A 25,122-nucleotide genomic window follows, 5' to 3' on the forward strand; every position below is an offset into this window, starting at 1 on the left:
CCGCCATGCGTTTGCGAAATCTAGCAAAATTACCGCTTGCCAAGCACATCGCCGCCGTCGTCCTGTTGGCATTCGGCCTGGTCGTCGGCGTTTTCGGATGGGCGATGACGACCGAGCTGTCGAGCGCGGTCATTGCCTCCGGGCGCGTCATCGTCGAGGGAAACACAAAAAAAATACAACATCTAGCTGGCGGGATTGTCAGCGAAATCGACGTCAAGGAGGGCGATCGGGTGGATGCCGATCAAGTGCTCGTCCGCCTGAATGGAACGGTAGTACAGGCCAATCTTTCAATTGCGGAAAATACGCTTGCGCAACTCTATGCACGCCGCGCAAGACTTCAGGCCGAAGCATCCCGCGCATCCGAGTTGACGGTTCCCGAAAAACTGTCCGAGCTCACAACGTCCAAATCGGCTGCAACGCTCGTTGCAAGCGAACAGAATCTATTCATCAGCCGTAAGAATGCCCTTGAAGGCATGAAGAGGCAGATGGTCACGCGAAAGCAACAGTTAACCGATGAAGTCAATGGTCTGACGGTTCAGATCGATGCGATCCGGGATCAGGTCAGCCTTGTTGATCAGGACCTTGAGAAGGTTAATACGCTCTATCAAAAGGGCCTGACGACACAGCAGCGGCTGAACGATTATAAGCGCCGCAAGTCTGAGCTTGAAGGGCAGATGGGTCAGGGTATCGCGGCCCGTGCGCAGACTGAAGGCAGAATCGGCGAGCTTGACCTCCAGCTCCTGCAACTCGACGAAGACAGGCAGTCGGAAGTGTCCAAGGATCTGACCTCGGTTGAGGCCAGTATCGCCGAATATGAAGAGCGGCTGGCCGCGACTCAGGATCAGCTCGCCCGCCTAGAGATCCGGGCCCCGATTGCAGGCCGCATCTATCAGCTCGGCGTTCACAACGTTAACGCAGTGGTGCAGCCGGGCGAAGTCTTGATGCTCATCGTCCCCGAGCATGACGAACTGCAAGTTGAAGCAACCATCGTGCCCAAGGATATTGACCAGATTTACAAGGGGCAGCCGGTCGATATCCGGTTTACAGCGTTCAACCAGACGACGACGCCTGATATTGCAGGGAAAGTTTCCGTCATCTCGCCTGACCTTCAGACGGACCCGCGTACAGGGGCAGCGTTTTATACGCTGCGAATAACGCCTGATATGACCACTCTGAAGAATCTGTCCGAGGGCTCCCTCTATCCAGGCATGCCCGCCGAAATATTCATCAAGACCGCAGACCGCACGGTCATATCGTATTTCACCAAACCTTTCAGAGATAGGCTGCGACTGGCATTCAGAGAAGAGTGATCTCGTCGGTCTATTGTACCAAAAAGGGCCTGATCAAATCTCTCTTTCATCGCTGTTGCATACTTGCCAAAATCTTATGCTTAATTATTAGTAAACTTAGACGTTTGTCGCTGGTGAAATTAGTGTATCGGGCGTCGCAACGAAAGCTTTGTTAGAAAAGCAACGGAGAACATTCATGGCAGGTTTGACAGTCACGTTCGGGAACGGTGGTGCCTCTACCGTTTTCGACCTTCAAAGCATCGACGCGCAGAATAATAGTGCTCTTGATAACAGCACGCAGAAGCAGGAAGTATCCGATCAAAACGGCTCGACCCTTCAATCGGGCTCTGTCAACGTCGGGGTTGCACCCGTCAGCGGTTCCGGTACGGGTGGCAATGTCGCCGTCAACTTCGACGCGGCTACGAATTCCTTCAACTTCGACGTGGTCGGGAAGTGGAATTCGGTCAAGAACGTTTTGGCCCAATCCGACAGTGCAGAAAACGTCTATTTCAAGGACTTCGTTCAGGCTGACGTCCATCTCGGCGGCACCACTGCTTCGACGGTCGAAATTCTCAACGTCAAGCGTGCAAACGTTACGACCGGCTCGGGCAATGACACCGTAACGATCTCGCTTCTGTCAAATGACAAGAACTGGGTAAACGCAGCTACGGTCGACACGGGTGCCGGCAACGACACGATTACGATCAAGGCCGGCCAGAGCCTCAATGCAATTGGCGGAATCAGCGGCGCAACTGCCGTTAACGGTGGCAACGGCGTTACGGACGGCAGCAATTCGTCCGTCATCATCAATGCAGGTGCCGGCGATGACACGATCGATCTTCATGGCGTCAACCTGAAGTCCTCGACGGTCATTGGCGGCACTGGCGTCGATCATATGATCGCAAGTGGTGGTGCAGATACCTTCGTCTTCAAGCTTGGCGATATGGCTGCCTCACTCGTGACTGACGTCATCGAAGGCTTCAATGCTGCCGTCGACAAGGTCAAAGTCGAAGGTACGACTGCTGACGACTGGAGCGTCGCGCATTTTGCCGGGGACACCATCATCTCTTACACGGGATCGACCCCAGGTCACGACGGTGAATCGATTATCCTGAAGGGTAATATCGCCTCGGACATTCATAACTGGTTCACCGTATAATTGTCTGAGCTAGATCAGGACATGCCGCCGGAAGGCGGCATGTCTCAGACTGCTGACAAACCCGTCGATATTTTCGGCGGGTTTTGTTTTTGCGGATTGGATTTCAGGGTTTGCGTTGTTTGGGCGAAGCTGAAGAGGGTTTGTCGGCTCACGCCGTGGCCGGTTTGGGCCCTTTGGTCAGCGCCATGGCGATCTTCTTGATGTTCTGGGCGGCGGCGGCCAGCAAGCACTGACAGGCGAGGCGGGTGAGGCCTCGGAAGCGGGCGTAGCGATGGCCGTGAAGCTGCTTGGCGTCGGCAAAGGAGCGCTCGACCGTCTCCTTGCGCCGCTTGTAGATCGCCTTGCCCCAAGGGGTGAGGCGGTTGGCGTCGGTGCGTTCGCGGGCCTCTTGCCAGACATGGCGGGTGATGGTGCGGATGGTCTTAGCGTTGCTCGTGCAGGAGGCCAGCAACGGACAGTCGCGGCAGATGGCTGGATCGGATGCGTAATGTTTGTAACCGTTGCGGTCGGTGGTGGCATAGGCGAGCAGCTGTCCCTCGGGGCAGCGATAGCCATCCATCTCCGGCTCGAAGACGAACTTCGACTTGCGCATCATGCCGGCTTTTGGCGGGGTCGGATTGCGGTAGCCGGTGACGCCGAGGATGCCGCGGTCTTCAAGCCCTTTGGCGATGCCGGATGTCGCATAGCCGGCATCCAGACCGACAGCCCCGACGCCGAAGCCGAAGCGGCTGCGCTGACGGTCGAGCCGATCGAGATAGACGATCGAGTCATGCACATTGGCCGGCGTGACATGGGTATCGGTGATGATCGCAAGCTTGCCGTCGACCGTGCGGTGGTCGAGATAGAAGAAGCCCTTCGGCTTGCCGTCGCGCACCATATAGCCGCTGTCGGGATCGGTGCGCGAGACCTTGGTTTGCCTGACCGCCGGCTCGCGGTCCTTTTCCGTCAGCGGCTTCTGGCCGTGCAGCGCCCGTTCCGCCTCGATCGCTCGGTCGAGTTCGGCCCAGTAGTCGGAGCGCGACTTCTCGATCAGGGCAAGATCGTACTTGCCCTTGTTGGCATTGGCTTTCAGATGCGTCGAGTCGGTATAGAGCACCTGACCGTCGATCAGGCCATGGCCGATCGCCTGTTCGACGATATGGTCGAAGATGTCCTGGGCGACGGCAGCGTCGGTAAAGCGCCGCCGGCGGTTCTGCGACAAGGTCGAGGCATCGAACACCCCATCCGTCAGCTTCAGCCGCAGAAACCAGCGATAGGCGACGTTCACCTCGATCTCGCGCACCAGCTGGCGCTCCGAGCGCAGGCCGAACAAATAACCGATGAACAAGGCCTTGAACATCAGCGTCGGATCGAGCGCCGGCCGGCCGTTGTCGGCACAGTAAAGCCCCGCCACACGCTCATGGATGAAGGAGAAGTCGATCACCGCGTCGATCTTGCGAAGCAGATGATCCTTCGGCACCAGGCTGTCGAGCGTCACCATCTCGAGCGCCGTCTGTTCAGGAGCGGGTTTCTTCAACATATCCCAATGAATCACAAACCCCTCGACGAGGCCAGGGGTTTGTCAGCAGTCTGGGACATGCCGCCGGAAGGCGGCATGTCTATTTGATGGTGAGTATGGGTTAGCCTCTCAGACTGAAAGCATCGCTCTCGCCGGGGGCAAGCTCTAGTGGCCAAATCCGGTTGCGTACGCCGTTACGGTAGATCTCCGAATAAGCAGGCATGCTTGCAAGCAAGGTTTCGGCGAGTTCGGCCCCGAGGTCGCGTAGAGACATGCGGAAGCAGGTGAGCGTCGGCTGCAGGAATTTTGCACGCGGTTCTTCTCGGAAGCCGATGACGGCAAGGTCGCGGCCTGGCACGATACCGGCTTCGACCAGGCGGCGGTAGAGGCCGATCGCCATGAGTTCGTAGATCAGGATGATGGCGGTCGGCCTGTCGTCGATCGACAGCAGTTCATCGCCGGCTTGATAGCCACCCTGTTCGCTGGATTTCACGCGGATCACCAGCTCCGGATCATATTTGATCCCGTGCTTTTCCAGAGCCTTTCGATAGGCATCCACGAAGACATAGCCGAGATTGATTTCGCTCGACGGCGCCGCGATCGCGATGCGGCGATGCCCTTTGGCGACGAGGCGGTCGACGGCGCAGGTCGCGACGCCTTCGAAGTCCAGATCGATCCAGGTGTAGTTGTTGCCGCCGGAAGAGCTGCGGCCGAGTGTCACGAAGGGGATCTTGGCCTTGACGAGCAGATCGATGCGCTTGTCGATCCGTTGTGTGGCGGAGATGATCATTGCATCGACGACGCGTCGTGCCACCATGCGCTTGAGGTATTCGTAGGGGTCTTCGTCGCTTGGGCAGGGGAGCATGACGAGATCGAGATTGTGGCGGGAGAGCACGCTCTGCAGCCCACCCGTCACGCCGAGAAAGAAGTTGTCACTGTTTTCGACTGTTTCCTTGCTGGTTTCGATCATCAGGCCGATAACATTGGTCGTCCCTTGCCGAAGACTGCGACCGGATTGGTTGGCGACGTAGCCGAATTCTTCGGCGGCCGCTAGCACGCGCTTGCGCGTCTCTTCGTTGACATCCGCCTTACCATTCAGCGCGCGCGAGACCGTCCCGATCGATATATCGAGATGTTTTGCGAGCTGACGAATACCTTTCATCTGAGGCGATCTTTCTTCAGGAATGCGGATCATCCCATCTTATTGCCATGGGAAAACGTTTACGGAAAGCATCTGGCGTGAAGCGGAGATGCCATTTTACGCGAGATTCAAAAATTTTTGTTGCTGCATCGCCGAAGGTTTCGGCCTAACCGCCCGTCGTCATTGCGATTTTTCGCAACAGCTGACTAAAACAGCCAGCCATTGACAGCAGTAAACGTTTCCGCTTAGGATCGTAAACGTTTACGGAAGGCGTTTCGGGAGGAAACTGAGACGCACCCTTGGAGGAAATCGTGAAATTGAATGCCGTTCTGTGCGGGTGCGGAGCTATGTCTAAAGGTTGGCTGCGTGCTATCAAGGAAACGCCTGATCTTGCCGAGACGATCGAGATCGTCGGCCTGGTCGACGTCAATCCGGCAGCTGCCGAAACGCTCGCCGAGGAATTCGGTTTGAGCGCGGCTCGGGTCGGCACTGATCTCGCCACCGTCATCGCTGAAACCAAAGCAGACATCGTTTTCGACGTCGTTATTCCGACCGCTCGTTTCAATATCGTCTCGACGGCCATGAAGGCCGGCTGCCATGTGCTCTCTGAAAAACCGATGGCGACTTCGCTTGCAGAAGGGGCGGCGCTAATCGATCTCGCCGCCGAAACTGGCAAAATCCATGCGATCATTCAGAACCGCCGCTTCATCTCCGGCGTCCGACGCCTGCGCCGTTTCGTCGAAAGCGGGGCGATCGGTGAACTGACCGGCATACATTGTGATTTCTTCATTGCTCCCCATTTTGGCGGCTTCCGCGAAGAGATGGACAATGTCCTGCTTCTCGACATGGCGATCCATACTTTCGACGCTGCCCGCTATGTGGCTGGCAAAAAGCCGCTCGCCGTCTACTGCGTCGAGCGTAACCCCAAGGGCTCTTGGTATCGGCATGGCGCCTCGGCCAATGCCACTTTCGAATTCTCGGACGATGTCGTCTTCACCTATCGCGGCTCCTGGTGTGCCGAAGGTGAGCGCACGAGTTGGGAAAGCCAGTGGCGTATCGTCGGCTCGAAGGGAATGCTGACCTGGGACGGCGCCGATGGCTTCAAAGCAGCGGTTTCCGGCAATGAGCCGGGCCTGCTTCGTGGTTTTTCACCCGTTGAGGTTCCCGCGCCTGAGCGCGAAGAGGACACGCATGGGCATGCCAGCGTGATCGCGAGTTTCATTGAAGCGATACGTACCGGCACGCGGCCGGAGACGGTCAGCTCCGACAATATCAGAAGCCTCGCCATGGTCTTCGGCGCGATCGAAAGCGCCAGGACCGGGCGTCGCGTTGAAATTTCAGCATAAGGATAGATGATGTGAGCAATCCCGCCAAAGCCATTCGTATCGGAACCATGGTCAGCGCCTCGAAGGGCGGCGCTGACAAACGCATCGCCCAGATCGCCGATATGGGTTTCGAGAGTTTCGAGCCCTTCTTCTGGCAGACGACCAACGGCCAGGATCTTGCCGAACTCGGCAAGCGCAGCGTGGACGCGATCGGCGACCGGGACATCACCATTTCAACGCTCGGCATGTTCGGCAATCCGCTCGAGGAGACCGAGATGGACCTGCAGACATTGCAAGGCTGGAAGGATTGCATCGACAACGCGCATCACTTTGGCGCCACCTGCGTCGCAGGCTTCACCGGCCGCATCCGCAACAAGCCGCTGACTGACAGCCTGCCGCGTTACAAACAGATCTGGAGCGAGCTCGCCAAGCGCGCCGCCGACAAGGGCATCAAAATCGCCTTCGAAAATTGCGCCATGGATGGCAACTGGGCGACCGGCGACTGGAACATTGCTCACAATCCCGATGCCTGGGAGCTGATCTTCAACGAGACGCCCGACGACAATATCGGCCTGGAATGGGAGCCGTGCCATCAGATGGTCTATCTGATCGAGCCGCTGCCGCAGATCCGCAAATGGGCGAGTAAGATATTCCACGTCCACGGCAAGGATGCGACCATCCGTTGGGATGTCATCAAGGAACATGGCATTTTCGGCAAAGAGAAGTTCGTCTTCATGCGCACGCCGGGTTTCGGCGACAGCAACTGGACCGACATCATCTCCGAACTCCGGCTTGCGGGTTGGTCCGGTTCCATCGACATCGAAGGCTGGCATGACCCGGTCTATCGTGACGCCCTCGAAATGACCGGGCAGGTCTACGCGCTGAACCACCTCAAACATGCTCGGGGCGGCGATTTCGTCGTCGATCCGGTATGAGCGAATATGGTCGGCGTGGAGGAAATCGCCGGCCATTTAATGGATAACCACAAAGGAGGAGAACTATGGCTATCCGCAAATCGGTAATTCTGGGCGCGCTGGCGCTCGCAGGCGTCTCGCTCTTCGGCTTGTCGGCCAAGGCGGAAGACGTCAAGCTGACGCTCTGGTCGCTGGACAAGGACACCCAGCCGGCTCCGAACCTGGTCAAGGAATTCAACGACCAGCACAATGGCATCACCATCGAATATCGCCTGATCCAGTTCGATGACGTCGTTACCGAAGCGATGCGCGCCTATGCCACCGGCCAGGCGCCCGATATCATCGCTGTCGACAATCCCGAACATGCGCTGTTTTCATCGCGCGGCGCCTTTCTTGATCTCACCGATATGATCAAGAACTCGAAGGTCATCAAACCCGAAAACTACTTCCCCGGACCGTTGAAATCGGTCGAATGGGACGGCAAGTATTTCGGCGTGCCGAAGGCGACGAACACAATCGCGCTCTACTACAACAAGGACATGTTCAAGGCGAAGGGGCTCGATCCGAACAAGCCGCCGCAGACCTGGGACGAACTCGTCGAGGATGCCCGCAAGCTCACCGATCCGGCCAAGAACGTCTATGGCCTTGCCTTTTCGGCCAAGGCCAATGAGGAAGGCACCTTCCAGTTCCTGCCCTGGGCGCAAATGGGCGGCGGCAGCTACGAGCACATCAATGCCGACGGTGCGGTCAAGGCGCTCGAAATCTGGAAGACGATCATGGACGAGAAACTCGCCTCGCCCGATACGCTGACGCGTGGTCAGTGGGATTCGACTGGTACCTTCAATTCCGGCAACGCCGCCATGGCAATTTCCGGCCCTTGGGAGCTGGACCGCATGGTGCAGGAAGCCAAGTTCGACTGGGGCGTCACGCTGCTGCCGGTTCCGAAGGAGGGTGCAGAGCGCTCTTCGGCAATGGGCGACTTCAACTGGGCGATCTTCTCGACCAGCAAGCACCCGGCCGAAGCCTTCAAGGCGCTCGAATATTTCGCCTCGCAGGACGACAAGATGTTCAAGAACTTCGGCCAGCTTCCGGCCCGCTCCGACATCTCGATCCCGGAAACCGGCCAACCGCTGAAGGATGCTGCGCTGAAGGTCTTCCTCGAGCAGCTGAAATACGCCAAACCGCGCGGCCCGCATCCGCAGTGGCCGAAGATCTCCAAGGCTATCCAAGACGCCATTCAGGCCGCGCTGACCGGCCAAATGAGCCCGAAGGATGCGCTTGATCAGGCTGCCGACAAGATCAAGGCAGTTCTTGGCTGATCTTCCGCGTCACCGGATGGCCTGATGGCCATCTCCCTTTTCCTCCCGGCAGGGGCTGCTCAGGCATCGGCCAAGGCAGCCCCGTTCGGAGCATTGGAGGACCCATGAGAAGGACCTTTTCCAGCATCAGGGATGGCCGCGGTTTCGATATCGTGCTTGTCGCCTTTCCGCTCGGTTTTTTGTTCCTGATGGCAGGCCTGCCGCTCATCTACAATGTGGTGATGAGCTTTCAGGAGGTTGACATGTTCAGCCTCGGCACCTTCTCGCGCCCCTGGGTGGGCTTCAAGAATTACGTGGATCTTTTCGCGCAGCCGGAGACGCTGCCGATCCTTTACAATACGGCGATATTCGTCGTCGGCTCCATTGCCGGACAGTTCCTGATCGGTTTCGGCCTGGCTCTGTTCTTCTGGGTCAATTTCCCCGGTGCTTCCTGGCTGCGTGGTCTCTTCCTCGTCTCCTGGGTCATGCCCGGCCTCGTCGTCGGCGCGATCTGGAACTGGATCCTCTCGGGCGATTTCGGGGTGCTGAACTTCATCCTGAAGGAAAGCGGCATCATCTCCGGCAATATCTTCTGGCGCTCGGATCCGCACTATTCGCTCTACGCCGTCATCATCGCCAATATCTGGCTCGGCACCTCTTTCAACATGATCCTGCTGTCCGTTGGCCTCTCCGGCATTCCCGGCGATCTCTATGAGGCAGCCGAACTTGATGGTGCCACGGCCTGGCAGCGGTTCTGGACGATAACCCTGCCGATGATGCGCTCCACCATTGGCGCCATCATCGCGCTCGGCCTGATCTTCACGCTGCAGCAGTTCGACCTCTTTGCCGCCATCACGTCCGGCGGGCCGAACAACTCCTCCAACGTCACGCAATACTGGGCCTGGGATTTGTCTTTCCGCCAATATGACTTCGCCAAGGGCGCGACCATTTCCGTCATCATGATCGTCTTCGTGATGGTCGCCTCTGTGGTTTACGTGCGCTCGACCCGCCACGAGGTGCGCGGATGAGCGAGACTGCACGCAATCGCCTGATGCTCGTGATCGCCATCATCATGGCGGCGATCTACCTGTTCCCGCTCTACTGGATGTATATTACCGCGCTGAAAAGCGGCTCGGAGATGTTTGCCACTCCGCCGAGCTTTTGGCCCGCCTCTCCGCAGTGGGGTACTTATGCCTACGTCTGGGAAAGCCGGGACATGGGGCGTTATCTTTGGAATTCGCTGGTGATCGCGATCGGCGCGGTGGTCATCATCACTGCACTCGGCGTCGGCTGTGCCTATGTGCTGGCGCGCTACCGCAATATCTGGGTGGATATCGGCCTCTTTCTCATCCTCATGCTGCAGGTTCTGCCTGCCTCGCTGATGATTACGCCGATCTTCGTCGGATTCTCGCAGATCGGGATGCTGAACTATCCGCGGCTCGCCGTCATCATCGCCATTGCCGCAAAGAGCATGCCTTTCTTCGTGGTGCTGGTTCGCGCCACCTTCATGGCGGTCCCGATGGAACTGGAAGAGGCGGCCCTTGTCGACGGCAACTCGCGTGTCGGCGCCTTCTTTAACATCGTGCTGCCGCTTGCCCGTAACGGCATTCTGGTCAGTGCTATTCTCATCTTCATGCAGGCGTTTGGCGAGTTCGTCTATTCCAAGTCGATGATTCAGGCGGCCGAGCTTCAGCCGGCAAGCGTCGGGCTCAATTCCTTCATGGGTCCGAACACCAACGAGTGGAACAACATCATGGCCTACGCGACGATGTATGTGACGCCGATCCTCGCCATCTTCGTTCTTTTGCAGCGCCGCATCGTATCCGGCCTCACCTCAGGAGCCCTCAAATGACCGCTCAGATCGAGCTTGCCGGCGTCAACAAATATTACGGCGCTTTCCACGCGCTAAAGAATATCGATCTTTCCATCGCCAAAGGCACGTTCGTTGCGCTGGTCGGCCCTTCCGGTTGCGGAAAGTCTACCCTGCTGCGTTCACTGGCCGGCCTGGAAACGATTTCCGACGGCAGCCTGAAAATTGCCGGCGAATTGATGAATGGCGTTCCGCCGCGCAAGCGCGACGTTGCCATGGTGTTTCAGTCCTACGCGCTCTACCCGCATATGACAGTCGAGGAAAATCTCACCTACAGCCTGCGCATGCGTGGTGTCGCTAAGGCCGAAGCGAAGAAGGCTGCCGAAGAGGTCGCGGCCACCACCGGTCTCTCGCATCTCCTGAAGCGCTATCCGCGTGAACTATCGGGAGGCCAACGCCAGCGTGTCGCCATGAGCCGTGCCATCATCCGCCATCCGAAAGCCTTCCTGTTCGATGAGCCATTGTCGAATCTCGATGCGGCGTTGCGTGTCCATATGCGCAAGGAAATCCGGGCCCTGCACGATCGCCTGCATGCGACCTCTGTCTATGTCACGCATGACCAGATCGAGGCCATGACGATGGCCGATCACGTCGTCGTCATGCGCGAAGGCATCATTGAGCAGCAGGGCCGGCCGCTCGACCTTTACGACAAGCCCGCCAATAAGTTCGTCGCCGGCTTCATTGGCTCGCCCGCGATGAACTTCATTCCCGCGATTGCAGATGAGGATGGCAAGAGCCTGACGCTCGATCTCGGCGCGGTCAGGCAGCGGATTGCCATCGACCATCAGGTTCAGCCCGGCCGCAAGGTTACCGCAGGTATCAGGCCGGAGCATATCGATATCACCACTCAGGGGCAGGGGAGCTTTGATGTACCGGTTGCAGTGGTCGAATCCACGGGTTCCTCGACCTTCATCACCGCCGCGACGACGCCGGAACTGACGATTGTCGAAACGGGTAGAGGAACGGCTCAACCGGGCCAGACAATCGGCGTAACGGTAGATCCGGCGCAGGTGCATCTTTTCGATGAGACGAGCGGTGTAAGAATTTAAATCCGACTCCTGCCAGACCAATCCTGGCAGGGTCTACTTGCGATCGTTTTATCGTGCAAGCGAAGGCGGCGCGGCTTGCTGCGCTGCCAGTTCGGTCTCATGCGGCTGTTCGCTTGAGTTTGCCCACACCGCCACTGCAAGACCCGCAACGAGGAAATAGGGGAGTTTGCTTGAGAGCTTGAGTTTGCCCGATGCGCTATTGCCGCGCGTGCACTCAAAGCCAGACATTTCTGGGGTCATCAGTACCTGTCTCGTGTGAATATCACATTTCAATCATAGTATATGCGGCGATTCGAATGAACCCCCAGATTGGGGGATGGTAAAACGCGCGGAGCGAGAGGTCGGATTAATGTCCAGCCGGGCCACCTGACCCTTCGTCAAGATTGATCTTGCGCAGGATGAAGGCCAGCGGCAGGACCGCGAGCGACAGCCACATGAGCGTGTGGAAAACGTCGATATAGGCAAGATAACTCGCCTGGATCTGCACCTGCTGTCCTATCCAGCCCATAGCCTGCGATTGCACGTCCACCGTTCCTGCCCCCTTGTCGGCAAAATACTGCGTCGCTCCCTGCAGCGCATAATTGTAGGCAGGGTCGGAGGGAATGACATGTTCAATCAATCGGTTCTGATGCCACTGTTCGCGATGGGCAAGCACGTTTGAGGCAATCGCAACGCCGATCGAACCACCCGTATTGCGCGCCGCATTGATGAGGGCCGACGCCTGGTCCGTCTGGTCGGGCCTCAGGCCATCGTAGGAGGCTGCGGTCATCGGGATGAAGATCAGCGGCAGGCCGAGGCCGAGATAGATGCGCGACCAGACGAAGAAGCCGAAGTTCAAGTCGCCATTGAGGCGCGTCATGTCGTACATGGCGGCAGCAATGATCGCTGTGCCGATGGCGATCAGGTATTTCGGCTGGAACTTATTGGAGATCCGTCCGGCCACGAACATCATGAACATCGTGACGAGGCCGCCAGGCGACAGCGCAAGGCCGGCCCAGGTCGCCGTGTAGCCGAAATTCTGTTGCAGAACCAATGGAATGAATTGGGTCGTGGCGATTAGGATCGCGCCCGTCGCCAGCATGACGATGAAACAGGAGCCGAATTGCCGGCTTGCCAGCAGGCGGACGTCGACGATAGGATTGGCCGCGTTCATCAGCCAGGGAATCGCGAGAAGAAAAGCTGCAACGCAGATCGCCGTCGCGGCTATGATGAAGTTCGAGCCGAACCAGTCTTCCGTCTGGCCACGATCAAGAACCAATTCGAGCGCCCCGAGAAAGGTGGCAACCATCAGGAAGCCGACAATATCGAAACGCACGCCTTGCCGGCGCATCCTCGCCCGCTCCTGACGCAGTGAATCCGGCTCGTTCACCAGGACGTAGACGAGGATGAAAGCGAAGAGGCCGACCGGTCCGTTGATCAGGAAGCACCAGTGCCAGGAGAAATTGTCAGAGAGGTAGCCGCCGAGCGTCGGGCCGACTACGGGGGCGACGACAACGGCGACGCCGAACAGGGCAAAAGCCTGGCTGCGCTTCGATGGCGGAAAGGAATCGGCGAGGATCGACTGGGAGATCGGTACCATCCCGCCGCCTGCAAAGCCCTGTATCATGCGGAAAATCAGCAGGGATTCGAGGTTCCAGGCAAGGCCGCAGCAGATGGAGGCAATGGTGAAGGTGGCAAGGCACAAAAGGTAGAAGCGCCGTCTACCGTAACGCTTGGCAATGAAGCTGCTGGCGACGAGAATGATGGCATTGGAGACGAGATAGGTCGTGACGACCCATGAAGCCTCGTCGGCGCTGACGGCAAGACCGCCGGAGATATAGCGCAACGCCACATTGGCAATCGTCGTATCCAAAACTTCCATGAAGGTTGCAAGTGAGACGACCAGGGCAATCAGCCACGGATTGGCGACGCGCGCACCTGATGCCGGCATGCCATCGGCTGTCGTGGCATCACTCATCTCGGTTCCTCGGCCGCACGGTTACCGTCGGAACCACAGACATGCCGGGACCGATCGCCACATCCTTCGGCCAACTGTCGATAACGATCTTGACCGGCACGCGTTGGGTTACCTTCACAAAATTGCCGGTCGCGTTTTCCGCGGGAAGAAGCGAGAAGGCCGTGCCCGAACCGGGCTGGACAGAATCCACACGGCCGCGAAGGACGTGATCCGGATATGCGTCGATCGTCACATCGACGGGCTGACCCGGCCGCATATCCGTCAACTGGGTTTCCTTGAAATTGGCCGTCACCCAGATCTCATCTGGCACGAACATCGAGACGGCCTGCCCCGCCTGAACATACTGGCCTTTCGAGCCGCTGAGCTTCACGACACGGCCGGGCTGTGCGGCCGTGATCGTCGTATAGCTGAGATTCTGCTCTGCAGTTTCGACCTGGGCTTCCGCCTGATGCAGGCTGGCGACAGCACTTGCCCTCTGCGCTTCGGCAGCCGCCTTGTTCTTGATGGCTGAGGTAACGCTTGCCTGGGCCTGAGCGGTGCTCGCCTCGTTCTGCCGCAAGGTAGACATTGCCTGCTGGGCTGCCTGCTCGGAGCCCGCACCGCTTTTGACCAGTTGCTGCTGCCTGTTGTTCTCGTCCTTGGCATATTGAAGGGCGGCCTCTGCCGATGCCAGCTGCGCCTTGGCCTCGTCGATTGCCGCCGCTGCAGCGGCGATCTGAGCTTCGGCGCTCGAAATGGCAGCCTTTGCGACGTCTATCTGGCTACGCGCCTGATCGAGCGCGATCTGGTAGTCGCGCGGGTCGATCTTGGCGATCACCGTTCCGGCATCGACATGCTGGTTATCGGAGACGGGAATCTCCGACACGTAACCCGAGATCTTGGCCGCGACGGAGAAGCTGCGCGCATCGACGAACGCATCATCCGTCGTTTCATAGGGATGGAAATAGATAAGCCAGACCAGGTAGCCGGCGGCAGCAAGGGCAATCAGCGCAAGAACAATGAGAAGAGCGGCGATCGGATGACGCCTGATGACAGAGGGTCGCTTTTCCTTCTCCTGGTCCTTCTCGGCAGTGTTTTCTGCCTCTTTGACCGGGGCTTCGTCTGTTGCGGGAGCGGAAGGTTGCTGTTGCCTGGCGGCGGCGCGCTGGTTTTGGGGCACGGCAAAAACTTTCATCTTGAAACCGGAGACCAACGCCGGATCATCGGCTTCGGTTCCGGTCAAAATGCCGCAAGCCCCGGGGACGGCCGCTTTTTCAATTCGCATACCCGGAACAATTTCCAGTGGTAGTGGTTAGGCAAGCGCCCGGCAAAGCTTTACGGATTACACCATGACCTACACGACCACGCGCTCTTACGTTGCAATCGTAGCGCCACCTCTGCGTTCGGTTCCGCTCCATTTTTCCGCCGCCTGCCTTGTTGGCGCGCTTCTGACCGACATTGCCTACTGGCGGACAGCCGAAATGATGTGGACGAACTTTTCCTCCTGGCTTCTCACCTTCGGATTGCTGCTCGGCGCTCTGGCGGCGATTGCCGTCCTCATCGACATCTTCAGCGGGCGACTTCTCCTGGGCGGTTTGGGCTGGCTCTATATCATCGGCAACATCGCCGCCTTTGTAGCGTCGCTCTTCAACGCCTTCATACACAGCCGCGACGCATGGACCTCGGTCGTGCCGACGGGGCTGACCCTCTCGATCGTTGCAGCCGTACTGATCGTGATCAATGCTTGCTTCGGCTGGGCCATTTTGCGCCAGCGCACAGGAGGTCTCGAACAATGAGCCGCTCCCTTGCTTTATTCCGTTGCAATGCGTTGGCGCTGATCCTGCTCTGCAGCAGCGGCGCGCTTCTCGCTGGCTGCAGCGACAATGAGCCCGACCCGGCGAGCGAAATCGGCCCCAATCCCAAACTGCCGGAACAGGCCCAATATCTCGTACCGCCGATGCACGTCGCCTCGGTGATCGGATGGAAGGAGGGCGAAACGCCGAAAGTCGCCGATGGGTTGCAGATCAAGGCGCTGGCGACGGGGCTGAAACATCCGCGCTCGGTCTATGTCCTGCCAAACGGCGATGTGCTGGCGGTCGAATCCATTGCGCCGCCTGCCGCGTCGATCAAGCGGCCCAAGGATCTGATCATGGGCTGGATAGAATCCATGGCGACCTCGGGCGGTGGCTCCAGCAACGAGGGAAGCAACCGCATTACCCTGCTGCGCGATGCCGATGGCGATGGGATCGCCGAAGTCAAGGAGACCTTCCTCGACCATCTCAATTCGCCCTTCGGCGTGGCACTTGTCGGCAATGAACTCTATGTCGCCGATACCGATGCCATCAGGCACTATCCCTATCAGGAGGGCGAGACGAAGATAACCGAGCCCGGCACCGTGCTGACCGAACTCCCCGGCGGGCCGATCGACCATCATTGGACGAAGAGCCTCGTCGCCAGCGAAGACGGCAACAAGCTCTATGCCGGCGTCGGCTCAAACAGCAACATCACGGAAAACGGCATTGAGGCGGAAAAGAACCGGGCCGCTATCCTAGAAGTCGACCGGCAGACCGGCAGCTTCAGGATTTTTGCCAACGGCCTGCGTAATCCCAATGGCCTCAGTTGGGAGCCACAGACACATGCGCTCTGGACGGTCGTCAATGAACGCGACGAACTTGGTCCGAATCTCGTTCCTGACTATATGACCTCAGTCAAAGATAGCGGCTTTTATGGTTGGCCATATAGCTATTTCGGTCAGAATATCGATCCACGCGTCATGCCGCAGAGGCCAGATCTCGTGGCGAAGGCCATCGTCCCCGATTACTCCCTGAGTTCGCATGTGGCGCCGCTTGGCATGGTCTTCTACACCGCCGACAATCTGCCAGCGCAATATAAGGGCGGCGCGTTCGTCGGCGAACATGGCAGCTGGAACCGCTATGAATTCAATGGCTACAAGGTCGTTTTCGTACCATTCCAGAATGGCAAGCCGAGCGGGAAACCGCAGGACATCGTCACAGGCTTTCTACAAGGGGACGACCAGACGCATGGCAGGCCGGTCGGTCTGGCAGTCGACAAGGCCGGCGGCCTGTTGATCGCCGACGATGTCGGCAACACGGTTTGGCGCGTGACCGCCGCGAAGTAGGCCGCGCGTGCCGACCGTTCCTCTTGACGCCGGCCTTGCCGTGTGGAGGTGGGCGATCTGCCTGCCAGCCCTCAGATCTCGGTTCGCCGCAGCAGATAATCCAGTCCCCCGATCCTGAACCACCTATAGGCATAGGGCTCCAGGAGCAGGCAATGTTTGCCGCGATCGTCGGCTTCGCTGTTGTCGCCATCGGCGATGTCGATCAACAAGTGCCCTTGTTCGCCGACATCAGGATCGATTTCAACTTCCACGGGCTTCGAATGGAGATTGTGGACGATCAGCACGGCATTGTTTCGCCAATCGTACCGGATGGCGAGCACGCCCGGGTCGCCGGCATCGAGGCAGGTAAAGTCACCCCAGCCGATCTCCGGCGCCTCCTTGCGCATGCGGATCAGGCGCTCTGTCCAGTTCAGCATTGACTGCGGATCGCGCCGTTGCGCCGCAACGTTCACGTGCTGGTATCCGTAAGGGCCTTTCGTAATGACCGGCAGGACAGGTTTATCGTGTTTGGTGAAGCCCGCATTGGGCTCTCTTGACCATTGCATCGGCGTGCGGGCGCAATTGCGCTCAGGCAGCGACAAGTCATCGCCCATAGCGATCTCGTCGCCGTAGCGAAGAACGGGCGTTCCCGGCAGCGAAAACATCAGACTGTAGGCCATACGAATGTGCGGGGCGCTGTCCTTGAGCATCGGCGCCAGCCGGCGCCGGATGCCGCGGTCGTAAAGCTGCATGGATTTGTCCGGTCCAAAGGCGGCGAACACCGCCTGGCGCTGTTTTTCGCTCAGTCGCCCAAGATCGAGCTCATCGTGGTTCCGCAGGAACAGACCCCATTGCGCCGTTTGCGGCCGGGCGCGCGTCTTTTCCATGGCTTTGACGAGCGGACCGGTGTCTGCGGTTGCCAGCGCATAAAAAAGCGCCTGATTGACCTGGAAATTGAACATCATCTGCATACGGTCGCCATCTTCGCCGAAATAATCGAGATCAGTTTCCGGCAGGACATTGGCCTCGGCCAGGATGATGGAATCGCCCTGCCGCCACTGCAGGAATTCGCGGAAGGTTCTCAGCATGTCGAATTGCTCCGCCGGCTTCTTCACAGCCGCTCCCTTCTTGGCAATGATGAAGGGGACGGCGTCCATTCTGAAGCCGGAGACGCCGAGCTGGATCCAGAATCCCATGATCTTCAGGATTTCGGCCTGGACATGCGGGTTGGCGGTGTTGAGATCCGGCTGGCAATCGTAGAAGCGGTGGAAGTAATAGGCCTTTGCGGCCTCATCGTAGGTCCAGGTGGATTTCTGCACTCCCGGAAACACCATGCCTTGATCGGCATTCTCAGGCTTTTGCTCGGACCAGACATACCAGTCGCGATAGCGGGATGCCGGATTTCGTCGCGCCTCCTGAAACCACGGATGCTGATCGGACGTGTGGTTGACCACAAGGTCGATCAATACGCGGATGCCGCGCTGGTTGGCGCCGTGCGTGAATTCGACGAAGTCACCGAGCGTGCCGTAGCGCGGATCGACATTGTAATAGTCGGAGATGTCGTAGCCGTCATCTTTTCCGGGAGACGCCTGGAACGGCATTAGCCAAACTGCAGTGATACCGAGACCTGCAAGATAGTCGAGGCGACGCATGAGTCCCTGAAAATCACCAATGCCATCGCCATTTGCGTCCATGAACGTTTCTACCGACAGACAGTAGATTACGGCATTCTTGTACCAGAGGTCGTTTATCATCGCCTTCTCCCTGCTTCGGAGCGAAAGGTCGGCGTCAAAAGATTGTTCCCGGCGCCGCGTAAATGCCGGTTGCTGGCCAAGCTCACCGGCTACGAACCGGCTTCGGACATCTCGAGGGGTGACGGCCGGTTGTGTCAAATTTAAATGCTGGCGAATAGACTGCCCGCTATGGTCCCGCCGCATGCATCATCAATGCATGCGATGTCAGGGGAGCGTGAATTTGGCAAGATCGATCAGCTATTTACAAGTTAGGCGGCTTCTTTTGGGGCGGAATCAATCCAGCCACTCATTCGAGAAAGCCAGGCTTGCGATAGAAATCGGCCGCTCTTCGGACCGGACTGTCAGCGATATGATCGCCCTCTCTCCGGCTGGCAGCTCATCGCGCGCGATATCCACTAGGATTCGTGCGATTTCCCTGAGCACCTCGACTCGTGATGCAAGTTCCATTCCTTCATTGTCCCGGATCAGGCCGTCGCCATTGTGAAGGTCAAAGAAGTATCTGGCCATTTGCTCACCCCATTGAAATATTTCATCATGAAGTGCCGGCCGTCCAAATTGTTCCATTCACCTAGCTTGTTGGGAAGTCATCGTTTTTCAGCTTCCAGTTTGAACGGGGAGAGCCATTCTTGATCGAGCCGCTTCTCCTCAATCTCGAAAGTCACGACGTGCTTTCCACAGCGGAGATCGAGCTCCTGCGCTCAATCGTCGGCCGTGAAAGATTCGTGGGTGCTGGAGAAGACCTTGTCTCCGAAGGAAGCCGGCCCACTCATTCTACCCTGCTGCTCGACGGATTTGCCGCCCGATATAAGGTCCTGGAGGACGGCACCCGGCAGATCACCGCGCTGCAGGTTGCCGGCGACTTCGTTGATCTGCATGCCTTTCCGCTGAAAGTGGTGGACCACGGCATTCTGGCGGTATCAAACTGTCGTATTGCCTCGGTGGATCACCAGGAATTGAAGGCGATAACCGACACCAATCCGCATCTGACGCGCCTGCTGTGGCTCGATACACTGGTCGACGGGGCGGTACATCGTGAATGGATTGTTGCCATGGGGCGCCGTTCAAAGAAGGCGCATCTCGCCCATCTCATTTGTGAGCTTTACGTACGGCTTCGTACGGTGCGCAGAACGAATGGGCCAAGCTTTCAGCTGCCATTGACGCAGAATGCCATGGCGGATGTCCTCGGTGTTTCCCTGGTTCATCTGAACAAGACGCTGCAATCGCTTCGGAAGGAGAAGGCGTTCACCTGGGAGGGGAGAGTGATTACCATTGTGGACTGGGACAAGCTGCAGAAGATTGCCGGCTTTGACGCCGGATATCTGTCGCTGTCAATCGAAGCGCGCTAGAAATGTCGTTGTTGACGACGTATGGTGTCCAACATGGGAATGCATCATGATCACGCGTTACATCAGGCCTCGCGACGAAGCGTTGACATCGGATGATCTCGCCGCATGCCAGAAAGTGTTGGATGCTGTGAAGGCCGAATTCAGGCTTGCCGATGACGATGGCGAGGTCGGCCATTCGGCTGCGATCATAATCGAGCTCTACCGCCAGGGCGTCCACGACGAAGAACGACTTAAAACTCTGGTTTTTGCGACGCGTGGCAAGATCTGAAGCGCATGCCTTCAATGTGGATAGACCGATCTGGTTTGGCCGTCTCGCTCGCATCGGGAGATCTTATGAGAAGTTTGGTTTTAGCGGCCGCTGTTCTGCTTCCCACGGCAGCCTTTGCCGTCGAGGCCGTGGAGGTTAACGCCCGCGAGCATTCTTGCCGTGAGCTGGCGCAGATTATCCAGCAGAAAAAGGCCGTCTTTGTTCGCATGGGGCTCGGTGGGCGGAGCTTCCGGTCTCCGCCGGCACGATGCCGTTTAGGTGACAAATATGACGTGGCCAGAATACGTGCCGCCAACGGGGAAATGTGTGTGCTCGATTACGAGTGCGTTTATGACCCGCAATCCTTCTACAACAGGTTTCCCAAATAGCGCAGTGAAGGCGTTATTGCTCGGCGGCGGTGGCGTAAGCGGCCTGAAGTTCCATCTGCACGGCATGCATGAACAAAGCTGCCTGCTGCGAGATTTCGTGCTCGCTGCAGCCTTGGGCTTTCAGGTTAGCCGCAAAACTGGCCATTTCTGACCTCCAGAAGCGGTTTGCGGCCTCTCCGTGAAGGGTCTGTAGTGCCTCGCTGCAGCGCCTGATATCGGCAGTGCGTCGGTCGGCTGGAAACTGCAGTAGCGTCATGCTTTCTCCGTGATTTTGGGCGAATCGCCAAGTATTCCGCAGAGTGGCGATGAGTTCTTCACAAGTGGTGAAGGCCAGCCTCGAATAACTATGGTGTCGTGCCCCGTCGCGGCGGACGGTCGGCACTGCTGGATTGTCCATCACCGAAAGTTGACAATGGACGCTCTGGCATCCATCGCGACTGCGGCAAGCTATGTTAAAGTTCTCACCGTAACGCAGTGATGGGACACTGATGATGCTGACAACACTTGCGATGCTCGCGAGCCTGTCCGGTGCTGCCGCCACGATCGCGCAATCAAGCCAGAACGAGGTCGATGTCGAACTGGTGCTGGCCGTCGATACCTCCCGCTCCATGGACTATGAAGAGGTTCGCATACAGCGCGAGGGCTATGTCGAGGCGCTCAGGCACAAGGAGTTCCTGGATGCCGTCAAAGGTGGCCTTACCGGCCGGATCGCCATCAGCTATTTCGAGTGGGCAGGCTATGTCGTCCCAGGTTCCGTCATCGACTGGCAGGTGATCGAGACGCAGAAGGATGCGTTGGAGTTCGCTGACAAACTGGAAGCGAGGCCGATCGCCACGCAGCGCCGCACGTCCATATCGGCGGCGATCGTTCAAGGTGTTTCGATGCTGGCAATCAGCCCCTATAGGAGCAATCGCGAAGTGATCGACGTTTCCGGCGACGGCCCCAATAATTCCGGCGATCCCGTCACGCCTGCCCGCGATACGGCCCTGGGGACGGGAGCCGTCATCAACGGCCTTGCGATCATGCTGCGGCCATCCGAGGTGCCGGAGGGGCTTGATAAATACTATGCCGATTGCGTCATCGGCGGCCCCGGCTCCTTTGTATTGCCGGTTCACAAGATCGAGGATTTCGCCGTCGCCGTTCGCCGGAAGTTGGTTTGGGAAATCAGCGGCCTTGAACCCCCAGCGCAGGTCCGCAAAATCGCAGCCAATCAGCCGACAACGGACTGCCTTGTCGGTGAGAAGCTGTGGCAGAACCTCTTCGACCGCTGAACACCTATCCCGATTTCGAACTTGCGGTCAGAGGCGCTGTCTGTTCCAGCCGAGGCAGAACCTCTTTCGCGATGATTTCAAGGTCGGAGAGCGCTTTGTCGTCTTCGACAGCAAGATTGAACGCGACGTGATGCACACCAAGCTGGCGAAGGGTCACAAGAGCGGCAAGCAATCCATTCGGCCCCGTCCGATACCCGAGATCGATGTCATCGAGACGATCGACGGGTGTATCGATGAGTTCGAGCGCCATGGCTTGACCCATTCCGCGGAATTCGCTGGTTGTGCGCTGCACGGCCCGATGCCACAGCGCGATCCGGTCCTTCTGTGCGACAAGCGGACGGTGATAGGTCATCCAGGCTTCGGCGTTTCTGGCGATCCATTCGAGCGACTGCGAGGATGAGCCGACTGCGATCAATGGAACGTGGCGGCCACTGCGTGGACGGATCTCAAATTGGTCCTCGTCTGTCTGCGAGCCAACGCGACCGTCGAGAGCGTCACTGAGGGCCGCCCAATTCTTTCGAAACAATTCTCGGCGGTCCTCGACATGGCGGCCAAATGCTGAAAATTCAGATGGGCGATCGCCGGAGCCGAGCCCAAGAACGAACCTGCCCGACGAGAGCACGTCGATCGAAAGAGCCGCCTTGGCGATATGCAGGGGATGGCGCAGCGGCAGGACGATCGAGCCGGTCGCCAAAGTGATCGATCGTGTAGACGCTGCGAGCGCACCAAGCAGAACCCAGGGATCGGAGTGGCCGATGGGATCGGGATAGGCCGAACTGTTCAAAGGGACATCTCGGACCCAGATGGCCGCAAAACCAAGCTCATCGGCGCGACGGACAAGCTCCATCTGAAGGCCGAAATCGATGTCCCGCCGTCGCCGCGCCTGCAAGGGAAGAATGATACCGATCGTCAGCTGTGAATCTTGGAAGAGCATCAACCGTTTCCCGCGTTGCCTGACTGCACGTGGGTGATCTGCGCGAGGTTTGCAATAGCGGAAAATGCTGTCGCTGGTGCTACCAGAGGGCGACCGGCGCGCTTGCCAAAAACTGGTCGAGAGCAAAAGCAAGCGCGGGGGCAGCTGCCACGATCTCCTCGCGGGCCGCAAAAATGAGCAGCCCCAGCATCGAGATTATCGATCCAGCTTCGATGAGCGACATGGGATTGCCGACAGATGTCAGAGATGCCGCGGGGAGAACGACATGTGGTCGCGCGGCTGTGGGGCTGTTGTCGTTTGCAGGATGAAAGAGACGGGTAGGGCGAGGATAGGCGACGCGGGATTTCTTGCATATTCCAGGGTAGGTTTCGCAGACTGAACTAGACATCGGATGTCCCTAACCGCATTGAAAATTCTAGAGTTAATTTGGGGTTCGGGCGGTCTTGCTTCAACTATACTCATAGATAGGGGCTGGCTCCGAATTGGGGGGCGGCCATCTGCCTTCGTTATGCGCTGGGTGCATAGGTGAGCTGTAGTCTGGACGCTACTCATTCTCGCAGCCTCATATTATATATTGGTCATCAAAGCGAACGAAGCGCCGCTGACTGGCAGCTGGTCGCTAGACCCACGGAAAGGGGACTAAAATGAGCATCGCACGCACTTTCAACAACTGGCGTAAGTACCGTCAAACCGTTAATGAACTTGGCCGTATGTCGAGCCGCGAGCTTAACGACCTCGGTATTGCACGTGGTGATATCCGCGAAGTTGCACGCGCCGCTATCGGCCGCTAAGACGGCATCCACGTGAACCAAAAAACGCGCTCGACCTTTCAAAGTCGGGCGCGTTTTTCGTTTGTCGAGCCATTCGTCTGACGCATAGTGCATGGCAGCCCTGCAAATATGTGCCTAGAAGAATGGCAAGGCTCAGCCTACATGTTGTTTTAACGAAGCGATGAAACTCCTCCCTCGTCGCTTCGTCCGAGACGCGGCTTACCTCCTCCCGAGCCAGCGTCAATGTGGCGGCATCCTCCTCCCGCCGCCACGCGTCATAAGAAGGCGTCTGCCGGATTTCCTCCCTCGGCAGGCGCCTTATTTTTTGCAAAAATTAACCGTCATCGCCTCGGCCATCCGGATCTGAATGGTCTCTTATGGCTCCGGTGGCGTTCCCTTACCAGTCAGATAGGTCGAGCCGGGCCCGATCTCACGATCAGAGATTTCTAAAGACTGTGCAAGCGACACCGGCAGCGCGTATGGTGCCGCAGAGCTTGGTCGCCTCTGCGCGTGTCTCCCGGCCGATTCTCGCTGCGTAGCGCGGCCGGTATCCGAAATTTCCACCTCTCTGCCGTACGATCACCGCGCGCTCCGCGTTCAGCGGGTCCGGAAGCTTTGCCACCGATATCGTGAAGAGCCTGTCTGCGACGGACGGATTGTAGTGGGCGGCAAGCTGTACGCCCCATGGCGCCCAGTCCGCCGATCCGGTCAGAACGGGCTCGTTCATCTGCCGCGTCTCGGCGAGCGCCACGCATGCCTCCCGGAACGGCATGCCGTCCCGCAGGTCGGGAGCGGCGGTCTCCGGAGGGCTATCCCGCCAGGTTTCCACGGTCCGGCCGGTAATTGCGAAAACATAATCGCGGGTCTCGATCGGCAGGCGGCCAGAGGAGAGAAAACGGTTGAGACCGGACTCCCCGGCATTATAGGCAGCGGCAGCAAGTCCGAGATTGCCGAAGCGAAGCCTGAGTTCGTCGAGATAACTGGAAGAGGCCTTCAGCGCCTGAACGACATCGAAGCTGTTTTCCAACGCTCTCAAACGAGCGGTACCCGGCATGAACTGCGCAATGCCTTCCGCACCCTTCGGGCTCACCGCTTCCGGGCGGAACAGACTTTCGCGCCAGATCAGGCGGGCGAAGAAGGTCGCGGGAATGTTATGGGCCGCTGCGAAATGATCCATGGCCGCACAGAGATCCGCATTGAAATAATCTTTTCGAATGCAGACTGTTTGTCCATCGCCACCGTCACCCCGATAAAGACAGGCCCCTTCGGGCGGCGACGGCTCGGCGGCGCCGGCGGCAGGCGCCATTGCAGCCCATGCAGCAGAAACCAGCACCGCCATTAAGCCTAGCCGCATCTCATCATCGCCAAACCTGCCCCGTGATATCGTGGCGGTTTTCAATCGAGACGGCAAGTTCCATTGCGACCGCGGGTTTATCCGCGATCGACGGAGTTCAATGCACAACCGTCAGGATCGCTATTCCGGCTTCGGCAGCGGCACGGCGAATGGCATCTTGCAACTCGCTGAGGTCGATCTGCCCTGTGATCGCATCGACGCAAGCCTTGACGGCCATGACATATTCCTCGCCGTCCTCAGACGGCCAGTCCGTTATCAAGACTTCGGCGATGTCTCTCAGTGTCCTGACGACCCTGTATTTTTCCCGGCCACCCAGCATCAGTACCAGAGGGGGGATGCGTTCGTATGTGTTCCATTCCATTACACTTGGTCTCCCCAACGCATGGATATTAGTAACGTTGCAAGAACCATACCGATTGGCTGTGAAGTTCGTGTATCGGGGACAACTGCACGGTTGCGG

Annotated in this window: 27 protein-coding genes; 15 read left to right on the forward strand and 12 right to left on the reverse strand. The window is 58.2% G+C overall.

Going from position 1 to position 25,122, the window contains the following annotated elements; all coding sequences use genetic code 11:
- Positions 1–5 precede the first annotated feature (5 nt).
- Together EV281_RS27810 and EV281_RS27815 are read left to right on the forward strand one after the other, a co-directional pair.
- Positions 6–1,310, forward strand: a complete 1,305-nt coding sequence (locus EV281_RS27810) for an HlyD family type I secretion periplasmic adaptor subunit (RefSeq protein WP_132657735.1) — start codon at positions 6–8, stop codon at positions 1,308–1,310.
- A 175-nt stretch (positions 1,311–1,485) separates the two neighbouring features.
- Positions 1,486–2,448 carry a rhizobiocin gene (locus EV281_RS27815; RefSeq protein WP_132657737.1) on the forward strand — a complete coding sequence of 321 codons (963 nt, stop codon included), beginning with the start codon at positions 1,486–1,488 and terminating at the stop codon, positions 2,446–2,448.
- Positions 2,449–2,596: 148 nt separating this feature from the next.
- Here EV281_RS27815 and EV281_RS27820 read toward each other — a convergent pair whose 3' ends face one another.
- On the reverse strand, positions 2,597–3,967 hold the full coding sequence (locus tag EV281_RS27820) for an IS1182 family transposase (protein WP_132657739.1): 1,371 nt from the start codon (positions 3,965–3,967) through the stop codon (positions 2,597–2,599).
- 100 nt (positions 3,968–4,067) lie between these two features.
- Positions 4,068–5,108, reverse strand: a complete 1,041-nt coding sequence (locus EV281_RS27825; RefSeq protein WP_132657741.1) for a substrate-binding domain-containing protein — start codon at positions 5,106–5,108, stop codon at positions 4,068–4,070.
- A gap of 290 nt (positions 5,109–5,398) precedes the next feature.
- Between EV281_RS27825 and EV281_RS27830 the strand changes: the two genes are divergently transcribed.
- From EV281_RS27830 to EV281_RS27855, 6 genes are all read left to right on the forward strand, one after another.
- Positions 5,399–6,433, forward strand: coding sequence for a Gfo/Idh/MocA family oxidoreductase (locus EV281_RS27830; RefSeq protein WP_132657743.1), 1,035 nt, complete (start codon positions 5,399–5,401; stop codon positions 6,431–6,433).
- Positions 6,434–6,444: 11 nt separating this feature from the next.
- Complete coding sequence (locus EV281_RS27835) at positions 6,445–7,347, forward strand: sugar phosphate isomerase/epimerase (RefSeq protein ID WP_132657745.1); 903 nt, start codon at positions 6,445–6,447, stop codon at positions 7,345–7,347.
- Between the two features lie 65 nt (positions 7,348–7,412).
- A complete protein-coding gene (locus EV281_RS27840; protein ID WP_132657746.1) occupies positions 7,413–8,645 on the forward strand; it encodes a sugar ABC transporter substrate-binding protein in 1,233 nt (410 codons plus the stop codon).
- A gap of 104 nt (positions 8,646–8,749) precedes the next feature.
- Entirely contained in the window at positions 8,750–9,652 is a 903-nt protein-coding gene (locus tag EV281_RS27845) for a sugar ABC transporter permease (protein ID WP_132657748.1), read from the forward strand.
- Positions 9,649–10,476 (forward strand): carbohydrate ABC transporter permease, encoded by an 828-nt coding sequence (locus EV281_RS27850; RefSeq protein WP_132657750.1) that lies wholly within the window; start codon positions 9,649–9,651, stop codon positions 10,474–10,476. Before EV281_RS27845 ends, EV281_RS27850 begins: the two co-directional genes overlap by 4 nt.
- A complete protein-coding gene (locus EV281_RS27855) occupies positions 10,473–11,543 on the forward strand; it encodes an ABC transporter ATP-binding protein (RefSeq protein ID WP_132657751.1) in 1,071 nt (356 codons plus the stop codon). Before EV281_RS27850 ends, EV281_RS27855 begins: the two co-directional genes overlap by 4 nt.
- 48 nt (positions 11,544–11,591) lie before the next feature.
- Here EV281_RS27855 and EV281_RS27860 read toward each other — a convergent pair whose 3' ends face one another.
- From EV281_RS27860 to EV281_RS27870, 3 genes are all read right to left on the reverse strand, one after another.
- Entirely contained in the window at positions 11,592–11,783 is a 192-nt protein-coding gene (locus EV281_RS27860; RefSeq protein ID WP_132657753.1) for a hypothetical protein, read from the reverse strand.
- A 106-nt stretch (positions 11,784–11,889) separates the two neighbouring features.
- Positions 11,890–13,500 (reverse strand): DHA2 family efflux MFS transporter permease subunit, encoded by a 1,611-nt coding sequence (locus EV281_RS27865; RefSeq protein ID WP_245508381.1) that lies wholly within the window; start codon positions 13,498–13,500, stop codon positions 11,890–11,892.
- Positions 13,493–14,764, reverse strand: a complete 1,272-nt coding sequence (locus EV281_RS27870; protein ID WP_245508382.1) for an HlyD family secretion protein — start codon at positions 14,762–14,764, stop codon at positions 13,493–13,495. The genes EV281_RS27865 and EV281_RS27870 overlap by 8 nt, the downstream gene beginning before the upstream one ends.
- Before the next feature lie 64 nt (positions 14,765–14,828).
- Between EV281_RS27870 and EV281_RS27875 the strand changes: the two genes are divergently transcribed.
- Both EV281_RS27875 and EV281_RS27880 read left to right on the forward strand, forming a co-directional pair.
- Positions 14,829–15,275, forward strand: coding sequence for a DUF2231 domain-containing protein (locus EV281_RS27875; RefSeq protein ID WP_132657755.1), 447 nt, complete (start codon positions 14,829–14,831; stop codon positions 15,273–15,275).
- Positions 15,272–16,618, forward strand: a complete 1,347-nt coding sequence (locus EV281_RS27880) for a sorbosone dehydrogenase family protein (RefSeq protein ID WP_132657757.1) — start codon at positions 15,272–15,274, stop codon at positions 16,616–16,618. Before EV281_RS27875 ends, EV281_RS27880 begins: the two co-directional genes overlap by 4 nt.
- Positions 16,619–16,689: 71 nt before the next feature.
- Here EV281_RS27880 and EV281_RS27885 read toward each other — a convergent pair whose 3' ends face one another.
- The gene (locus tag EV281_RS27885; protein WP_132657759.1) at positions 16,690–18,351 is read right to left on the reverse strand and encodes an alpha-amylase family protein; all 1,662 of its coding nucleotides are present in this window, start codon (positions 18,349–18,351) and stop codon (positions 16,690–16,692) included.
- Positions 18,352–18,624: 273 nt separating this feature from the next.
- Positions 18,625–18,858 (reverse strand): hypothetical protein, encoded by a 234-nt coding sequence (locus tag EV281_RS27890; protein ID WP_132657831.1) that lies wholly within the window; start codon positions 18,856–18,858, stop codon positions 18,625–18,627.
- Positions 18,859–18,977: 119 nt separating this feature from the next.
- Between EV281_RS27890 and EV281_RS27895 the strand changes: the two genes are divergently transcribed.
- The 3 genes from EV281_RS27895 to EV281_RS27905 all read left to right on the forward strand — a co-directional run bounded on the left by EV281_RS27895 (position 18,978) and on the right by EV281_RS27905 (position 20,333).
- Complete coding sequence (locus tag EV281_RS27895) at positions 18,978–19,697, forward strand: Crp/Fnr family transcriptional regulator (protein WP_132657761.1); 720 nt, start codon at positions 18,978–18,980, stop codon at positions 19,695–19,697.
- 46 nt (positions 19,698–19,743) lie between these two features.
- Positions 19,744–19,965 carry a hypothetical protein gene (locus EV281_RS27900; protein WP_132657762.1) on the forward strand — a complete coding sequence of 74 codons (222 nt, stop codon included), beginning with the start codon at positions 19,744–19,746 and terminating at the stop codon, positions 19,963–19,965.
- Between the two features lie 65 nt (positions 19,966–20,030).
- Positions 20,031–20,333 carry a hypothetical protein gene (locus EV281_RS27905; protein ID WP_132657764.1) on the forward strand — a complete coding sequence of 101 codons (303 nt, stop codon included), beginning with the start codon at positions 20,031–20,033 and terminating at the stop codon, positions 20,331–20,333.
- A 13-nt stretch (positions 20,334–20,346) separates the two neighbouring features.
- Here EV281_RS27905 and EV281_RS32085 read toward each other — a convergent pair whose 3' ends face one another.
- Positions 20,347–20,943, reverse strand: coding sequence for a DUF6074 family protein (locus EV281_RS32085; RefSeq protein ID WP_312862222.1), 597 nt, complete (start codon positions 20,941–20,943; stop codon positions 20,347–20,349).
- Here EV281_RS32085 and EV281_RS27915 point away from each other — a divergent pair.
- Entirely contained in the window at positions 20,825–21,604 is a 780-nt protein-coding gene (locus EV281_RS27915; RefSeq protein ID WP_132657832.1) for a DUF1194 domain-containing protein, read from the forward strand. The genes EV281_RS32085 and EV281_RS27915 overlap by 119 nt on opposite strands.
- Before the next feature lie 4 nt (positions 21,605–21,608).
- On the opposite strand, the gene EV281_RS27920 is transcribed toward EV281_RS27915, so the two are convergent.
- Both EV281_RS27920 and EV281_RS31310 read right to left on the reverse strand, forming a co-directional pair.
- Positions 21,609–22,538, reverse strand: coding sequence for a TIGR03571 family LLM class oxidoreductase (locus tag EV281_RS27920; RefSeq protein WP_132657768.1), 930 nt, complete (start codon positions 22,536–22,538; stop codon positions 21,609–21,611).
- Positions 22,539–22,617: 79 nt separating this feature from the next.
- Positions 22,618–22,761, reverse strand: a complete 144-nt coding sequence (locus EV281_RS31310; protein ID WP_165911974.1) for a hypothetical protein — start codon at positions 22,759–22,761, stop codon at positions 22,618–22,620.
- A 421-nt stretch (positions 22,762–23,182) separates the two neighbouring features.
- On the opposite strand from EV281_RS31310, the gene EV281_RS27925 reads away from it, so the two are divergent.
- The gene (locus EV281_RS27925; RefSeq protein WP_132657769.1) at positions 23,183–23,329 is read left to right on the forward strand and encodes a DUF1127 domain-containing protein; all 147 of its coding nucleotides are present in this window, start codon (positions 23,183–23,185) and stop codon (positions 23,327–23,329) included.
- A 415-nt stretch (positions 23,330–23,744) separates the two neighbouring features.
- Here the strand turns inward: EV281_RS27925 and EV281_RS27930 are convergent, their stop codons facing one another.
- Together EV281_RS27930 and EV281_RS27935 are read right to left on the reverse strand one after the other, a co-directional pair.
- Positions 23,745–24,662, reverse strand: coding sequence for a lytic transglycosylase domain-containing protein (locus EV281_RS27930; protein ID WP_245508383.1), 918 nt, complete (start codon positions 24,660–24,662; stop codon positions 23,745–23,747).
- Between the two features lie 97 nt (positions 24,663–24,759).
- Complete coding sequence (locus tag EV281_RS27935; protein WP_132657771.1) at positions 24,760–25,023, reverse strand: DUF982 domain-containing protein; 264 nt, start codon at positions 25,021–25,023, stop codon at positions 24,760–24,762.
- Between the last annotated feature and the right edge of the window lie 99 nt (positions 25,024–25,122).

Source organism: Rhizobium sp. BK418 (assembly GCF_004341105.1).
Lineage (GTDB): Bacteria > Pseudomonadota > Alphaproteobacteria > Rhizobiales > Rhizobiaceae > Rhizobium.

Coding starts and splice junctions, on each gene's coding strand:
- EV281_RS27905 (WP_132657764.1), top strand. CDS start 20,031: ATGAGAAGTTTGGTTTTAGCGGCCGCTGTTCTGCTTCCCACGGCAGCC.
- EV281_RS27880 (WP_132657757.1), top strand. CDS start 15,272: ATGAGCCGCTCCCTTGCTTTATTCCGTTGCAATGCGTTGGCGCTGATC.
- EV281_RS31310 (WP_165911974.1), bottom strand. CDS start 22,761: ATGTCGCTCATCGAAGCTGGATCGATAATCTCGATGCTGGGGCTGCTC.
- EV281_RS27890 (WP_132657831.1), bottom strand. CDS start 18,858: ATGGCCAGATACTTCTTTGACCTTCACAATGGCGACGGCCTGATCCGG.
- EV281_RS27865 (WP_245508381.1), bottom strand. CDS start 13,500: ATGAGTGATGCCACGACAGCCGATGGCATGCCGGCATCAGGTGCGCGC.
- EV281_RS27840 (WP_132657746.1), top strand. CDS start 7,413: ATGGCTATCCGCAAATCGGTAATTCTGGGCGCGCTGGCGCTCGCAGGC.
- EV281_RS27870 (WP_245508382.1), bottom strand. CDS start 14,764: ATGCGAATTGAAAAAGCGGCCGTCCCCGGGGCTTGCGGCATTTTGACC.
- EV281_RS27810 (WP_132657735.1), top strand. CDS start 6: ATGCGTTTGCGAAATCTAGCAAAATTACCGCTTGCCAAGCACATCGCC.
- EV281_RS27860 (WP_132657753.1), bottom strand. CDS start 11,783: ATGACCCCAGAAATGTCTGGCTTTGAGTGCACGCGCGGCAATAGCGCA.
- EV281_RS27855 (WP_132657751.1), top strand. CDS start 10,473: ATGACCGCTCAGATCGAGCTTGCCGGCGTCAACAAATATTACGGCGCT.
- EV281_RS27845 (WP_132657748.1), top strand. CDS start 8,750: ATGAGAAGGACCTTTTCCAGCATCAGGGATGGCCGCGGTTTCGATATC.
- EV281_RS32085 (WP_312862222.1), bottom strand. CDS start 20,943: ATGGAGCGGGAGGTATCGACGGCCAGCACCAGTTCGACATCGACCTCG.
- EV281_RS27935 (WP_132657771.1), bottom strand. CDS start 25,023: ATGGAATGGAACACATACGAACGCATCCCCCCTCTGGTACTGATGCTG.
- EV281_RS27920 (WP_132657768.1), bottom strand. CDS start 22,538: ATGCTCTTCCAAGATTCACAGCTGACGATCGGTATCATTCTTCCCTTG.
- EV281_RS27825 (WP_132657741.1), bottom strand. CDS start 5,108: ATGAAAGGTATTCGTCAGCTCGCAAAACATCTCGATATATCGATCGGG.
- EV281_RS27850 (WP_132657750.1), top strand. CDS start 9,649: ATGAGCGAGACTGCACGCAATCGCCTGATGCTCGTGATCGCCATCATC.
- EV281_RS27900 (WP_132657762.1), top strand. CDS start 19,744: ATGATCACGCGTTACATCAGGCCTCGCGACGAAGCGTTGACATCGGAT.
- EV281_RS27875 (WP_132657755.1), top strand. CDS start 14,829: ATGACCTACACGACCACGCGCTCTTACGTTGCAATCGTAGCGCCACCT.
- EV281_RS27925 (WP_132657769.1), top strand. CDS start 23,183: ATGAGCATCGCACGCACTTTCAACAACTGGCGTAAGTACCGTCAAACC.
- EV281_RS27885 (WP_132657759.1), bottom strand. CDS start 18,351: ATGATAAACGACCTCTGGTACAAGAATGCCGTAATCTACTGTCTGTCG.
- EV281_RS27930 (WP_245508383.1), bottom strand. CDS start 24,662: ATGCGGCTAGGCTTAATGGCGGTGCTGGTTTCTGCTGCATGGGCTGCA.
- EV281_RS27915 (WP_132657832.1), top strand. CDS start 20,825: ATGCTGACAACACTTGCGATGCTCGCGAGCCTGTCCGGTGCTGCCGCC.
- EV281_RS27815 (WP_132657737.1), top strand. CDS start 1,486: ATGGCAGGTTTGACAGTCACGTTCGGGAACGGTGGTGCCTCTACCGTT.
- EV281_RS27820 (WP_132657739.1), bottom strand. CDS start 3,967: ATGTTGAAGAAACCCGCTCCTGAACAGACGGCGCTCGAGATGGTGACG.